Source organism: Variovorax sp. 10N412, from assembly GCF_056394985.1.
Map to the genome: position 1 here is coordinate 20,485 of NZ_JBFTIO010000017.1, position 13,859 is coordinate 34,343.

General features: G+C 66.6%; 13 protein-coding genes. 1 reads left to right on the top strand and 12 read right to left on the bottom strand.

Features of this window, described 5'->3' with window-relative positions; genetic code table 11:
• Position 1 precedes the first annotated feature (1 nt).
• The 12 genes from AC1DJH_RS27465 to glpD all read right to left on the bottom strand — a co-directional run bounded on the left by AC1DJH_RS27465 (position 2) and on the right by glpD (position 12,792).
• Entirely contained in the window at positions 2-910 is a 909-nt protein-coding gene (locus AC1DJH_RS27465; RefSeq protein WP_472118193.1) for an ABC transporter ATP-binding protein, read from the bottom strand.
• Positions 910-1,890, bottom strand: coding sequence for a BtrH-related acyltransferase DarH (gene darH, locus AC1DJH_RS27470; protein ID WP_435485323.1), 981 nt, complete (start codon positions 1,888-1,890; stop codon positions 910-912). The genes AC1DJH_RS27465 and darH overlap by 1 nt, the downstream gene beginning before the upstream one ends.
• On the bottom strand, positions 1,887-2,282 hold the full coding sequence (locus AC1DJH_RS27475) for a DarG family dialkylresorcinol biosynthesis protein (protein WP_472118196.1): 396 nt from the start codon (positions 2,280-2,282) through the stop codon (positions 1,887-1,889). The genes darH and AC1DJH_RS27475 overlap by 4 nt, the downstream gene beginning before the upstream one ends.
• Positions 2,283-2,366: 84 nt before the next feature.
• Positions 2,367-3,503 carry a beta-ketoacyl-ACP synthase III gene (locus tag AC1DJH_RS27480; protein WP_472118199.1) on the bottom strand — a complete coding sequence of 379 codons (1,137 nt, stop codon included), beginning with the start codon at positions 3,501-3,503 and terminating at the stop codon, positions 2,367-2,369.
• Positions 3,493-4,473: a dialkylrecorsinol condensing enzyme gene (locus tag AC1DJH_RS27485; protein WP_478187886.1), complete on the bottom strand. Its 981-nt coding sequence runs from the start codon at positions 4,471-4,473 to the stop codon at positions 3,493-3,495. Before AC1DJH_RS27485 ends, AC1DJH_RS27480 begins: the two co-directional genes overlap by 11 nt.
• 168 nt (positions 4,474-4,641) lie before the next feature.
• On the bottom strand, positions 4,642-6,375 hold the full coding sequence (locus AC1DJH_RS27490) for an ABC transporter substrate-binding protein (protein WP_435440122.1): 1,734 nt from the start codon (positions 6,373-6,375) through the stop codon (positions 4,642-4,644).
• Between the two features lie 89 nt (positions 6,376-6,464).
• Positions 6,465-6,773 carry a DUF2160 domain-containing protein gene (locus tag AC1DJH_RS27495; RefSeq protein ID WP_472118204.1) on the bottom strand — a complete coding sequence of 103 codons (309 nt, stop codon included), beginning with the start codon at positions 6,771-6,773 and terminating at the stop codon, positions 6,465-6,467.
• Between the two features lie 12 nt (positions 6,774-6,785).
• A complete protein-coding gene (locus AC1DJH_RS27500) occupies positions 6,786-7,598 on the bottom strand; it encodes a carbohydrate ABC transporter permease (RefSeq protein WP_339094276.1) in 813 nt (270 codons plus the stop codon).
• 72 nt (positions 7,599-7,670) lie between these two features.
• Positions 7,671-8,561, bottom strand: coding sequence for a carbohydrate ABC transporter permease (locus AC1DJH_RS27505; protein WP_472118207.1), 891 nt, complete (start codon positions 8,559-8,561; stop codon positions 7,671-7,673).
• Positions 8,562-8,706: 145 nt separating this feature from the next.
• Positions 8,707-9,777, bottom strand: a complete 1,071-nt coding sequence (locus AC1DJH_RS27510; protein ID WP_472118209.1) for an ABC transporter ATP-binding protein — start codon at positions 9,775-9,777, stop codon at positions 8,707-8,709.
• A gap of 158 nt (positions 9,778-9,935) precedes the next feature.
• Complete coding sequence (locus tag AC1DJH_RS27515; RefSeq protein ID WP_472118212.1) at positions 9,936-11,006, bottom strand: ABC transporter ATP-binding protein; 1,071 nt, start codon at positions 11,004-11,006, stop codon at positions 9,936-9,938.
• 124 nt (positions 11,007-11,130) lie between these two features.
• Complete coding sequence (gene glpD / locus AC1DJH_RS27520) at positions 11,131-12,792, bottom strand: glycerol-3-phosphate dehydrogenase (RefSeq protein WP_472118215.1); 1,662 nt, start codon at positions 12,790-12,792, stop codon at positions 11,131-11,133.
• Between the two features lie 121 nt (positions 12,793-12,913).
• Here glpD and AC1DJH_RS27525 point away from each other — a divergent pair, with 121 nt between their 5' ends.
• On the top strand, positions 12,914-13,684 hold the full coding sequence (locus AC1DJH_RS27525; protein WP_435440127.1) for a DeoR/GlpR family DNA-binding transcription regulator: 771 nt from the start codon (positions 12,914-12,916) through the stop codon (positions 13,682-13,684).
• Positions 13,685-13,859: the final 175 nt, after the last annotated feature.

Consider the following 13,859-nt stretch of genomic DNA (forward strand, 5'->3'; position numbering starts at 1 on the left):
TTCAGTCGCGCAGCGAGCGGTGGGTGAGCGCCATGAACAGCTGCTCGAGGTCGTGGCGGCCGAACTCGGCGTGGCGCACTTCGATGCCGGCGGCTTCGAGTGCGGCCAGCACCGTGGCGGGGCCGGTGCGCTCGTTCAAGTGAATGCGCCAGTGCACACCGTCCCGCTCCACGGTGCCGAAGTGCGCGAGCATGTCGGCGTCGAGCCCGTCGGCGGCCAGCGTGAGCAGCATCGCGCTCTTCGAGAGCAAGGCATCGAGCGCCCCTTCGCGCAGCACATGCCCACGATCGAGAATGGCGACGCGGTCGGCAATGGCCTCGATCTCTTCCATGTAGTGCGACGCGTAGATGACGGCCGCGCCGGCCTGCGCGAGGCTCTTGATGGCGTCGAGGATGAAGGCGCGCGATTGCGGATCGACGCCCACGGTGGGTTCGTCGAACAGCATCAGTTCAGGCTCGGGCAGCAAGGCGATCGCCAGGTTGAGCCGTCGCTTCAGACCGCCCGAGAGGCGCTCGGCGCGAACGCCTGCGAACTGTTCCAGCTGGGCGAACTGCGTGCAGGCATCGACGCGCTGCTTCTTGCGCGCGCCCGACAGGCCGCCCGCCGCCGCGAACACCGCGAGGTTCTCCGCGACGGTGAGCATCGGATAGAAGGCCTGCTCCTGCGGCGCCACGGCGATGCGCGTGGGCGTTCTTGCGCGCACCTGGCGCAGCGGCTGGCCGTCGATGAGGATCTCGCCCGACTGCACCGCAAGGGCGCCCGACAGATGCGAGATGAGCGTGGTCTTGCCAGCGCCGTTCGGGCCCAGCAAGCCCAGCACGCAGCCTCTGGCCACCTCCAGCGACACGTCGGCGAGCGCCGCCGCCTCGGCGTGCGGATAGCGGTAGCCGAGCTGCTGCAATGCCAGCATCAGGCGACGGCAGCCTTGAGGTCGCGGAAGAAAGTCTCTTCCTGCTGCGCCTGCTCCCGCAGCTTGTCCGCCAGCGCCGCAGGGTCGACCGCCTCGCGCCCCTTCACCATGCGCGCCGCCTTGAGCGCAAAGGCGCGCCAACCGTCGCCGATGGCAATGAGCCGCTCGGACATCTGCTGCAGCTGCGGCTTGTCGAGCAGCTGCGCTGCCTCCTGCAGGAAGCCCGCGTAGATGAAACGAAAGCCCGCCCCGCCCGTGCCGATTTCTTCCTGCATGCGCACCACGTGGCCGATGAAGTCGACGCTGCGCGGGTCGGTGGGCGACAGCTTCTGCATGCGCCTGGCCAGCGTGCGCATGCCGCGCACGCCGACGATGGGAATCGGCGCGAGCATGGTGCGCACGGTCTTGCGGATGGCCTTGGTGACCGAGGCGGCATCGACCGCCTTGCGCTCGATGGCCTGCGGGTAGTACATGAGGCCCTTGGGGGCGAGCACGCCCTTGGCGAAGCGCGCGCGCGCCAGGTCGCCGCTCGGGCAGCGCACCGGCTCCTCGAACACCGGGTCGCTGATCAGGTAGTCGTCGCCGTCCTTGCCGTACACCAGCAGGTTGTGCGCGTTGAAGTGGAAGCGCATGTTCGGCGGAAAGTACGGCAACCAGTAGACCGAGGTCTGCAGGCCCACCAGCTGGCCGTCGGCCAGCAAGGCGTCGAGCCGCTTCTGGCCGGCTTCGGGGCTGCGGAAGGTCTCGAAGCGAAAGCGCGCGGCCATCGGGGCCAAAAGGCCCTTGATGATCGCCCGGGGTGGCATGCGGTACGAAATGAGCGGCAGGCCCGACAGCTTGATGAAGGGCAGGTACGCGAACGAAATGGCGGACGACAGGCCCAGCGCCATGCTCTCGCTCATCGGCGCGCCGTGGTGCCGCATGAGGCTGGAGATGACGCCGCTTTCGCAGTGCGCCGCCTGTTGGTGTTGAAAGTTCACGGCAGGCTTCGCAAGGTGGAAACGGGCAGGCCCAGCGCTTCGCCGTAGCGCGCGAGCTGGGCCGGCGACAGCGCGGCGAAATGGCGCGGCTGCAGGTGGCGGCGCACGCGCCATTGCCAGAAGCCGCTGGTCTGCGAGAGCAGCGCCACGTCCATGCGGCGTGTGTACATCCAGTACTCGAGCGGCGAGGCGAGCCCGGCCTTTACGCGCTGCTTCGCGGCCTGCGCCTGGTCGACCAGCAGGTCGACCGCATGGCTGGTGACGATCTCTTCCGCCTCCCAGCCGCGCGAGGTGGTGGTGACGACGCGGCCTTGGGCATCCCGCGCATACATCAGCTTGGAATGGCCGGCCAGGGTGGCGTTGCCCTCCTGCGGAACTGCGTCCAGGTCCATGTCAGGCCTCCCGCCGGGCCGACCCAAGGCAGGCCTGCGCCCCCTCGGCGGGCAGCGATACGCGAAGCGTTGAGCGTGGGGTTTTCATACCGCCTCCATGTAGATGAAGCCGCTGGAGAAGCGGCCGCTTTCGGGCACGAACATCAGGAGCTTGTGCCCCGGCTGGATGCGCCCGGAGCGGAACAGCTCGTCGAGCATGATGTACGGCGACGCCGAGCCCGTGTTGCCCTTGCTGGCGAGGTTGCTGAACCAGCGTTCGCGCGGGATCGTCAGGCCGACCGCTTCAAGGCAACGGGCCACCGGCTCGACGAAGTAGTGCGACGACAGGTGCGGCAGGAACCAGTCGATGTCCGCCGCCTTCAGGCCGCGCTTCTCGATGATGGCCGCCAGCGGCTCGCCCAGCGTGGCGCGCACGATGTTGTCGTTGAGCAGGCGCACGTCCTGCTTCACGGCGAAGGTCGATTCGCGCTGCCAGTCGTCGGGCGACTTGCGCGCCCAGCCGTCGAGGCCGCCCGCGGCGTTCTTCTCGGCGCCGGCGTACATGCACACGGGCAGTTCATTCGCGGCGGAAGACAGCTCGATCCACTCGACGCGCAGCGACAGCGGTCCGCGCGGCTCGCGCTCCAGCAGCACGGCGCCGGCGCCGTCGGACAGCATCCAGCGCAGGAAATCTTTCTCGAAGGCCAGCTCGGGGCGGGCCTCCAGGGCTTCGAGCTTGTGCTCGAGCTCGGCCTCGAAGCGCGAGCCGCGCATCACGGCCGAAGCCAGCTCCGAGCCGGTGGCCACCGCGCGGCGCGCGTCGCCCGCGCGCACCGACAGCCACGCATGCTTGAGCGCCGTGGTGCCGGCCAGGCAGATGCCCGCGCAGGCCACCACTTCGAGCCGTGGCCAGCCGAGCTCGCCATGCACCATCACCGCGTGGTTGGGCATCAGCTGGTCGGGCAGCGAGGTGCCGGTGGCCAGGCAGTCGACCGGGCCGATGTCGTCGCCCAGGCCGCGGATGGCCGAGGCGGTGAGCTGCGCGTTGGTCATGGCCAGCTGGCCGGTGGCGCGGTCGATGGCGTAGTGGCGCGACTGGATGCCGTTGCTGCGAAGAATCAGCCGCCGCGCACGGGAGGCCTTGCCGCCGATGCGACCGAGGACTTCTTCGATGTCTTCATTGCTGACCGGGGAAAAGGGCAGGAAAGCGGCGGTGCGGGTCAGGAAGACATCAGTCGTCATAGAGGTGGGAGCGGTCCGTGGCAGAGCCCGACGGGCACTCGAATTGGGCTGTCATTTTAGTCAGCCACCCCTTGAACAAAGGTCGCAGAAGCGCCTGGAGGGTCAAGCTCACGGGGACGACCGTGACAATCAGCGCAAGAAGGAACACGACATAGAGCAGCAGCAAGGGCTTGCGCGCCCGGGCGCCGGGGCCGCCCGCCGCCATGATGAGCTTGCCCCAGAGGTAGAAGCTGCGGGTGCCCGCCTTCTCGCTGATCAGGAGGCGCGCATCGGCCTGCACCGCGCCCAGGCCGGCCAGCAGGGGCTGCGTGCCGCGCTCCAGGCCCTGGTGCAGCGCATCGCGAAGGGCGCGACCGAAACGGGCGGTGCCGCGCATCTGTTCAGCGCTCAGTCCGGCGTCGGGCATGCCCCAGAAGCCGCGCTTGCGGCCCCAGATCAGCCAGGCCGGCGTGGTGAAGAAGGTGGCCAGCGTGGGGCCGGGGTCGGTCAGCACCACGTTGTCGATGAGCCGCGCGCCGGCGTCGGCGAGCATGCCCTTGAGCTTTTCGTGCGCCAGCAGCCACATGTTGCGGCACGCAATGACCGTGACCACCGGCTTGCCCTTGAGCAGGCGCGCTGCCACAGGGTGCTTCAGGAAGGCGGTGACCGGCTGCGAAGGCGCCAGGAACCACACCTGGTACGGCAGGATGACCAGGTCGAAATCTTCGTCGCCCGTGAACGACAGCGGCGCCAGCGGCTGCGGCTTCATGTGGGCCGATTCCGGAAAGGCATCGAAGAAGCGCAGGAAGGGCCACGGAAAGGGGAACGGCGCGAGCGGCCGCAGCACTTCCTCGTGCAGCTGGATCGACGGGTCGGCGCGCAGGGGCGCAACGATCTGCCCCGCCACGCTGTCGAGCTGGCCGGATTGCGAGTAACGAATCAACAGGACGCGCTTGGGGCGTCCGAAAGGGCTGGGGGAACTGGAAGTCACGTGGCGGGCAGTTTCGAGGGCCGTCGACTGTAAGCCAAGCATCGGCAGAACGCATCTGCCATTGGTCATGCCGTCGCGCCGGCCCCACGGCGGCCCGTACAGAAAAAAAGGTCCGCACCCTTCGGCGCGGACCCTTCCCGTGTGCTGGCGAAAAGTGGCAGCAGGCGCTCAGCGCACCTTGCCTTCCTTCCAGGCACCCAGCAGCTTGTTGTAGTCGATGGTCTCGCCCTTTGGCTTTTCGTTGGCCAGCTTCTTCCACGGGGCGTGGTCGTCGCTCAGGTACTTGGCCGGGTCACCCTTCGGGTTGAGCTTGGGCGCGCAATGGGCCATGCCGGCGCGCTCCAGGCGGGCCATCACGTTGTCCATTTCGTCGGCCAGGTTGTCCATGGCTTTCTGCGGGGTCTTCTCGCCCGTCACGGCCTCGGCCACGTTTTTCCACCAGAGCTGCGCGAGCTTCGGATAGTCGGGCACGTTGGTGCCGGTCGGGGTCCACGCCACGCGCGCCGGGCTGCGGTAGAACTCGATCAGGCCGCCGTACTTGTTGGCGTTCTGCGTGAAGTAGTCCGAGCGGATGTCGCTGTCGCGGATGAAGGTCAGGCCGGTGATCGACTTCTTCAGCGAGGTCGTCTTGGCAGTGATGAACTGCGCGTAGAGCCAGGCCGCTGCCGTCTTGTTGGCGTCGTGGCCCTTGAAGAAGGTCCACGAGCCCACGTCCTGGTAGCCGTTCTGCATGCCCTGCTTCCAGTACGGACCGTTCGGGCCGGGGGCCATGCGCCACTTGGGCGAACCGTCGTCGTTCACGACCGGCAGGCCCTTCTTGGTCATGTCGGCGGTGAAGGCCGTGTACCAGAAGATCTGCTGGGCGATCTGGCCTTGCGCGGGCACCGGGCCCGATTCGCCGAAGGTCATGCCCATGGCTTCCTTGGGCGCGTACTTCTTCATCCAGTCGATGTACTTGGTGAGCGCGTACACGGCGGCCGGCGAGTTGGTGGCGCCACCGCGCGAGACCGAGGCGCCCGTGGGCGTGCACTTGTCGGCAGCCACGCGAATGCCCCATTCGTCGATCGGCATGCCGTTGGGGATGCCCTTGTCGGCGGCACCGGCCATCGACAGCCACGCATCGGTGAAGCGCCAGCCCAGCGACGGGTCCTTCTTGCCGTAGTCCATGTGGCCGTAGATGGGCTTGCCGTCGATGGTCTTGACGTCCACGCTGAAGAACTCGGCGATGTCCTCGTAGGCGCTCCAGTTGAGCGGCACGCCCAGGTCGTAGCCGTACTTGGCCTTGAACTTGTCCTGCAGGTCCTTGCGCGCGAACAGGTCGGCGCGGAACCAATACAGGTTGGCGAACTGCTGGTCGGGCAGCTGGTAGAGCTGGCCGTCGGGCGCCGTGGTGAAGCTGGTGCCGATGAAGTCCTTCAGGTCGAGCCCGGGGTTGGTGAACTCCTTGCCGGCCCCGCCCATGTACTCGGTGAGCGACATGATCTTGCCGTAGCGGTAGTGGGTGCCGATCAGGTCGGAGTCGGACACCCAGCCGTCGTAGATCGACTTGCCCGACTGCATCGAGGTCTGCAGCTTCTCGACCACGTCGCCTTCCTGGATCAGGTCGTGCTTGACCTTGATGCCGGTGATTTCCTCGAAGGCCTTGGCCAGGGTCTTGGATTCGTACTCATGGGTGGTCAGCGTTTCGGAAACGACCGACACCTCCTTCACACCCTTGGCCTGCAGCTTCTTGGCGGCGTCGATGAACCACTTCATCTCCTCCATCTGCTTGTCCTTGGACAGGGTGGATGGCTGGAACTCGCTGTCGATCCATTTCTTGGCTTCGGCTTCTCCGGCCGATGCAGCGCCGTGCGCGGCGAACATCGCCGCTGCCAGTGCCAATGCCGTGTAGCGCATCTTCATGATGTTGTCTCCTCGGTTGTGCTTCCCCGGTTCTTTCATCTCGGCTCCGGGGAGGCGGAGAGCCGGACGCATCTCGAAATCCTCCGGGCCTAGCCCTTGCGCATCACCAGCGCGAGCACGAGCATCGACAGCACGAAGCTGATCCAGATCGAGGGCTCGGCCTCCAGGCTCATCCACTCCTGGAACTTGCCGGCCAGGCCGATGAAGACCAGGTTCACATAGGCCGCCGACAGCAGGCCGATGAAGAGCCGGTCGCCGCGCGTGGTGGCAATGGGCAGCCAGCCGCGCCGCATGACGGTGGGCGACTTGAATTCCCACACCGTCATGCCGACCAGCATGAGCGCGATGCAGATGAAGAAAACGGCCACCGGGGTGGTCCAGACCATCCAGTCGAACATGTCTCGGTCTCCTTAGACGCGGCCCATCGCAAAGCCTTTTGCGATGTAGTGGCGCACGAACCAGATGACGATGGCGCCCGGCACGATGGTCAGCACGCCCGCCGCCGCCAGCGTGGCCCAGTCCATGCCCGATGCGCTCACGGTGCGCGTCATGGTCGCCACGATCGGCTTGGCGTTGACGCTGGTGAGCGTGCGTGCCAGCAGCAGTTCGACCCAGCTGAACATGAAGCAGAAGAACGCCGCCACGCCCACGCCGGCCTTGATGAGCGGCAGGAAGATGGTGACGAAGAAGCGGGGGAACGAGTAGCCGTCGATGTACGCCGTCTCGTCGATCTCGCGCGGAATGCCGCTCATGAAGCCCTCGAGAATCCACACGGCCAGCGGCACGTTGAACAACAGGTGCGCCAGTGCCACGCCCAGGTGCGTGTCCATCAAGCCGACGGTGCTGTAGAGCTGGAAGAACGGCAGCAGGAACACGGCGGGCGGCGTCATGCGGTTGGTCAGCAGCCAGAAGAACACGTGCTTGTCGCCCAGGAACGAATAGCGCGAGAACGCATAGGCCGCCGGCAGCGCCACGGTGAGCGAGATCACCGTGTTGATCGCCACGTAGATCAGGCTGTTGATGTAGCCCGAGTACCACGACTCGTCGGTGAAGATGCGCGCATAGTTGGCCCAGGTGAGTTGCTGCGGAAAGAACGAGAAGCTCGAAAGAATCTCCTCGTTCGTCTTGAAGCTCATGTTGATCATCCAGTAGATGGGCAACAGGGCGAACAGGATGTACAGCACCAGGAAGATGCTGCGCTTGTGGAATCTTTTCTCAGACATGTTGACCCCCTTGGCGCGGCGCGCCGTCCCCCCGAAGGGGAGCATCCGCCTCGAGGCGGCTCGGCGACGGATTCATTTCTCCACCTCGACTTCCTGCGTACCCACCCGCTGCATCCAGTTGTAGAGCACAAAGCAGAACAACAGGATGATCAAGAAATAGATCAGGGAGAACGCGGCCGCCGGCCCGAGGTCGAACTGCCCCACGGCCTTCTGCGTCAGGTACTGGCTGAGGAAGGTGGTCGCATTGCCCGGCCCGCCACCCGTCAGCACGAAGGGCTCGGTGTAGATCATGAAACTGTCCATGAAGCGCAGCAGCACCGCGATCATCAGCACGCCGCGCATCTTCGGCAGCTGGATGTAGCGGAACACCGCGAACTTGCTGGCGCCGTCGATGCGCGCGGCCTGGTAGTAGGCGTCGGGAATCGAGCGAAGACCCGCGAAGCACAGCAGCGCCACCAGCGGCGTCCAGTGCCACACGTCCATCACCAGCACCGTGAGCCAGGCGTCGGTCGCACTGCCCGTGTAGTTGTAGTCGATGCCCATGACCTGCAGCGCATGGCCCAGCAGGCCGATGTCGGCGCGCCCGTAGATCTGCCAGATGGTGCCGACCACGTTCCACGGAATGAGCAGCGACAGCGCCACCACCACCAGCACCGCCGACGACTTCCAGCCCTTGGCCGGCATCGACAGCGCCAGGCCGATGCCCAGCGGAATCTCGACCAGCAGCACCGACAACGAGAAGCCCAGCTGGCGCCACAGCGCCTGGTGCAGCTCGTCGTCGCGCATCACCGAGGCGAACCATTCGGTGCCCACGAACACCCGGCGCTCGGGCGAGATGATGTCCTGCACCGAATAGTTGACCACCGTCATCAGCGGCACGATGGCGGAGAAGGCGACGCAGATCAGCACCGGCAGGACGAGCCACCAGGCTTTCTGGTTGATGGGTTTGTTGGTGGCGTTCATGGTGTTGCTCCTTCCCCCTTTGGGGAAAGGCTGGGATGGGGGCAGGCAGAGCGCCCGACGGATGTGCCGCTGGCCCCCACCCCTGCCCTCCCCCAACGGGGAAGGGAGAAAGACAAGGGAGCGGGAGCGAACAAGGTCAGGTTGTTCATGCCACCAGCTCCTCGTCCTTGTAGTAGCAGGTGTGCGCATCCAGCACCCGCAGCCACACCGTGTCCCCGACCGCCGGCGGCGGGTCGTCCGAATGCAGCCGCACCTTCATCACGATGCCGTCGACTTCGGCGCTCAGCATCGCGTGCGTGCCCACGTCCTGTACCTGTTTCACCACGGCCGGCACGGCACCGGCCGCACCGGCGTTCGACAGGCGCAGGTACTCGGGCCGGATGCCGATCTTCAGCGCGCCCCGCGGCAGTTCTCGCGTCGGCACCAGTGGCGTGCCCGCCACTTCGAGCGCGCCATCCGTGCTGTTCGCCGACAGGAAGTTCATGCCCGGCGAACCGATGAAATGGCCGACGAAGGTATGGGCCGGCCGCTCGAACAGGGCCTCTGCACTGCCGACCTGCACGGCCTTGCCGCGCGTCATGACCACCACCTCTTCGGCAAAGGTGAGCGCCTCGACCTGGTCGTGCGTCACGTAAATGAGCGTCAGCTTCAGCTCGCGGTGAATCTGCTTGAGCTTGCGGCGCAACTGCCACTTCAGGTGCGGGTCGATCACGGTGAGCGGCTCGTCGAACAGCACCGCTGACACGTCGCTGCGCACCAGCCCACGGCCCAGCGAAATCTTCTGCTTGGCATCGGCGGCGAGCCCAGCCGCGCGCTGGTTGAGCTGGCCGCTCATGTCGAGCATTTCGGCGATCTCGCCCACGCGCTTCTTGATCTGGTCTTCGGGCACCTTGCGGTTGCGCAGCGGAAACGCGAGGTTCTCGGCCACGGTCATGGTGTCGTAGATCACCGGAAACTGGAACACCTGCGCGATGTTGCGTTCCTGCGGCGTGGCGCGCGTCATGTCGCGGCCGTCGAAGGTCACCCTGCCCTGCGACGGCACGAGCAGGCCCGAGATGATGTTGAGCATGGTCGTCTTGCCGCAGCCCGAGGGGCCGAGCAGGGCGTAGGCGCCGCCGTCGCGAAAGCTCATCTTCAGCGGCAGCAGCGCGTAGTCGCTGTCCTGCGTGGGGTTGGCGCGGTAGGCGTGGGCCAGGTCGAGGTCGATGCGTGCCATGTCAGCCCTCCTTCACGCTTTCGCGTGATTCGCAATGCATGAAACAGTCGAGGTCTTGTCGTGGAACACCGCGGAGCCGGCTTTGCCGGGCCGCAGGTGTTGCCCCCTGGAGGGGGGTTGGCGAAGCGACACGAAGTGCGCGAACACGGGGGGTCATGCTAGGTCCTTCGCCATGCGGGTGCCAGCGCCAGCTTTTCGCCGGCATCGAACACATAGGCTTGCGCCGCGCTGAAATTCAGCGTGATCGAAGCACCCAGCTCGAAGCGGTGCACGCCGGTGAGCTGCGCCACCAGTTCACCCACCGCCGTATCGACGTGCACGAAGGTGTCGGAGCCCGAGATCTCGGCCAGCTCCACCTTGCCGGGCAAGGCGACGTCGCCCGCCCCCGCATTGACATTCAATGCGCTCGCGCGCAGCCCGACGGTCACTGCGCCCGCCGCGCCTTCAGGCACGGCCAGCGACAGCACGGGGCCGCCGGTCAGTTGCACCCGGCCGGCCGTGGCCGTGCCGGCCAGCAGGTTCATCGGCGGATCGCTGAAGGCGCGCGCCACGCGCAGCGATTGCGGTGCATGGAACACCTCGGCGGTCGGGCCGTACTGCAGCAGCTCGCCAGCGTCCATCACGGCCGTGTAGCCGCCGAGCAGCAAGGCCTCGCCCGGTTCGGTGGTCGCATAGATCACGGTCGAGTCGCCGGTGGCGAAAAGCTGCGTGAGTTCTTCGCGCAGGCCCTCGCGCAGCTTGTAGTCCAGGTTGACCAGCGGCTCGTCAAGCAGCATGAGCGGCGCGTTCTTGGCCAGCGCGCGGGCCAGCGCCACGCGCTGCTGCTGCCCGCCGGAAAGCTCGGCCGGCAGGCGCTCGAGGAACATGCCGATGTGCAGCTTGTCGGCGAGCGCCTTCACGCGCGCCTCGATGTTCTTCTCGCCGCGCAGCTTGAGCGGCGAGGCGATGTTGTCCGCCACCGAGAGCGACGGGTAGTTGATGAACTGCTGGTACACCATCGCGACGTTGCGTTCGCGCACCGGCATGCCTGTCACGTCCTTGCCATCGACAAAGACCTTCCCCGCGGTGGGCGTGTCGAGCCCCGCCATCAGCCGCATCAGGCTGGTCTTGCCAGCCTGCGTGGCGCCGAGCAGCACGGTCACCGCGCCGCTTTGGGGCGCGACGCTCTGCTCGTAGAGCCAGGTTTGCGCGCCGACCTTCTTGGTCACGCGCTCCAGAGTCAGTTGCATGTGTCCCCTCCGCCCATTTCGGGTCTTGGTTCAGCCGCTGGTGTTCAATCGCTCTGTCGGTCGCTCTTTGTCGATTTCTCTTCGATCGTTTCTTGTTCAGCCGGCCCTCTTGGGCCGCACTCTCTCACGCAGTCTTCGGATGGCCCTGCAGCCAGGCCTCGACCTGCTCGCGTTGCTCGGGCGTGTAGTGCAGGCCCAGCTTCGAGCGCCGCCAGAGCACGTCTTGCGCGCTCACGGCCCACTCGTGGTCCTGCAGGAAGCGCAGTTCGCGCTCGTACAGGCCGGGCGCCACTTCGGCGCCCAGGTCGGCAAAGGATTTTGCGTCGCCCAGCACGTCGGCAATGCGCGCGCCGTAGGCCCGCGCGAGTCGGCGCGCCAGTTGGCCGTACAGCCACGGGTGCCTGGCCTGCACCGCAGACACGAAGCGCTCGAAGTCGTCGTCGGGCCGTTTGGCCGCGCCGATCCAGGCCGACAGGTCGCCGCCCGCGAGGAAGGCGTTCTCGGTCCAGGCCGGGCGCTGCGCGCTCGACTGGCCCAGCATCTTGCCGACCTCGTCGGCCGCGTCCTCGGCCAGCTTGCGGAAGGTGGTGATCTTGCCGCCCCACACCGACAGCAGCGGCGCGGCGGTGGTGTTCGACTCCAGCAGGTAGTCGCGCGTGACGGCCGAGGGGTCGCCCGACGCGTCGTCCAGCAGCGGGCGCACGCCCGAGTAGGTCCACACCACGTCGGCCGGCACGATGGGCTTGTCGAAGTAGCGGCTGGCCTGGGCGCAGAGGTAGTCGATCTCTTCCTGCGCGATGCGCGCGGCGCCGGGATCGTCGCCGCTGATCTCGATGTCGGTGGTGCCGATCAGCGTGAACGCGTCCTGGTAGGGAATGGCGAAGATGATCCGCTTGTCGGGGTTCTGGAAGATGTAGGCATGGTCGTGCTCGAACAGGCGCGGCACCACGATGTGGCTGCCCTTGACCAGTCGCAGGCTCTTGGTGGCCAGCGCCTCGCCCTTGGCCGACTTGGCCACGCCGCGCAGGAAGGATTCGGCCCACGGCCCCGCCGCATTGACCACCGCGCGGGCGCGCAGCGTGCGATGCGCGCCGTCGGGCCCTTCGAGCGTGGCGACCCAGTCGTCGCTGCCGCGCTGCACATGAACGCAGCGGGTGCGCGTGAGCACTTCGGCGCCGCGCGACTGCGCGTCCAGCGCGTTGAGCACCACCAGGCGCGCATCGTCGACCCAGCCGTCCGAATATACGAAGCCGCGCTTGTACTGGTCCTTGAGCGGCTTGCCGGCCGCGTGGCGGCGCAAATCGACGCTGCGCGAAGGAGGCAGCACTTCTCGCCTGGCGAGGTGGTCGTACATGAACAGGCCGATGCGGACCATCCAGGCCGGGCGCATCGACGGGTCGTGGGGCATGACGAAGCGCAGCGGCCACATGATGTGCGGCGCGCTCTTCAGCAGCACCTCGCGCTCCTGCAGCGCCTTTCGCACCAGCGAGAACTCGTAGTACTCCAGGTAGCGCAACCCGCCGTGGATCAGCTTGGTGGACGAAGATGAGGTATGGGAGGCGAGGTCGTCCTTTTCACAGAGCACCACGCGCCAGCCGCGGCCCGCCAGGTCGCGCGCGATGCCGCAGCCGTTGATGCCGCCGCCGACGACCAGCACATCGCAATCGGCGGCGGGGCCAGGTGCGGAAACAGCTGGATCGGGGGAGAAATCGCTCACTGGAAGGGGCTCCATGGATGCATGACTTTGGTCACCAACGGCGGCCATTGTATTTTCGAGATTTTTCACTTAGGTTCCTTTTGGCGCGATTTTCCTCCGAGTTTTCCCTTACCCAGATTCGTTTTCTTTCGTTTTAAAGTGACGCGCACTGTAACCTTGCCGCAGTCTTCCTGCTTTCCACGACGCCTCTGTGAACTCCAACCCGCGCCAGATCAACCTCCTGGAGACCGTGCGCACGCGCGGCTCCATCACCGTCGAGCAGCTGGCCGAGATGCTCGGCGTGACGCTGCAGACCGTGCGGCGCGACGTGCAACGGCTGGCCGACGCGGGGTTGCTGACGCGGTTTCATGGCGGGGTGCGCGTGCCCAGCTCGACCACCGAGAACATCGGCTACCAGCAGCGCGAAACCCTGCATGCCGATGGCAAGGCCCGCATTGCCCGCCGCGTGGCAGAACTGGTGCCCAACGACTGCTCGCTGATCCTGAACATCGGCACCACCACCGAGGCCATCGCCAAGGCGCTGATGCGCCACACCGGGCTGCGCGTGATCACCAACAACCTGAACGTCGCGACCATCCTGAGCGGCAACACCTCGTGCGAGGTGATCGTGGCCGGCGGCTCCGTGCGCCCGCGCGACCGCGCCGTGGTGGGCGAGGCGACCATCGACTTCATTCGCCAGTTCAAGGTGGACATCGCGCTGATCGGTGTGTCCAGCATCGAGGCCGACGGCTCGCTGCGCGACTTCGACCTGCGCGAGGTGAAGGTGGCGCAGACCATCATCGCGCAGGGGCGCGAGGTGTGGCTCGCGGCGGACGCGAGCAAGTTCAACCGGCCCGCGATGATCCAGCTGGGCACGCTGTCGCAGATCGACCGGCTGTTCACCGATGCGGAGCCACCGGCGCCTTTTGCCGACCTGCTGCACGCTGCGCAGGTTCGGCTCGAGATTGCGCGCGAGCCATGAGCGCCTCCCGCATTGCTCCCTCCCCTTCCGGGGGAGGGTTGGGGTGGGGGCAGGACGGCGCGCAAAAAAGCACGGCGCCCGATCGAAGGCCTGTCCCCATCCCAACCTTCCCCCGGAGTGGGAAGGCGCAAGACAATGCCGCTCCACTGACCGGCCCCAGAGGAACCATCACGCC

Bases quoted from the DNA above. Each gene is read 5' to 3' on its own strand.
- AC1DJH_RS27465 (WP_472118193.1), bottom strand. From the start codon at position 910: ATGCTGGCATTGCAGCAGCTCGGCTACCGCTATCCGCACGCCGAGGCG.
- AC1DJH_RS27475 (WP_472118196.1), bottom strand. From the start codon at position 2,282: ATGGACCTGGACGCAGTTCCGCAGGAGGGCAACGCCACCCTGGCCGGC.
- AC1DJH_RS27480 (WP_472118199.1), bottom strand. From the start codon at position 3,503: ATGACGACTGATGTCTTCCTGACCCGCACCGCCGCTTTCCTGCCCTTT.
- AC1DJH_RS27490 (WP_435440122.1), bottom strand. From the start codon at position 6,375: ATGAAGATGCGCTACACGGCATTGGCACTGGCAGCGGCGATGTTCGCC.
- AC1DJH_RS27495 (WP_472118204.1), bottom strand. From the start codon at position 6,773: ATGTTCGACTGGATGGTCTGGACCACCCCGGTGGCCGTTTTCTTCATC.
- AC1DJH_RS27500 (WP_339094276.1), bottom strand. From the start codon at position 7,598: ATGTCTGAGAAAAGATTCCACAAGCGCAGCATCTTCCTGGTGCTGTAC.
- AC1DJH_RS27505 (WP_472118207.1), bottom strand. From the start codon at position 8,561: ATGAACGCCACCAACAAACCCATCAACCAGAAAGCCTGGTGGCTCGTC.
- AC1DJH_RS27510 (WP_472118209.1), bottom strand. From the start codon at position 9,777: ATGGCACGCATCGACCTCGACCTGGCCCACGCCTACCGCGCCAACCCC.
- AC1DJH_RS27515 (WP_472118212.1), bottom strand. From the start codon at position 11,006: ATGCAACTGACTCTGGAGCGCGTGACCAAGAAGGTCGGCGCGCAAACC.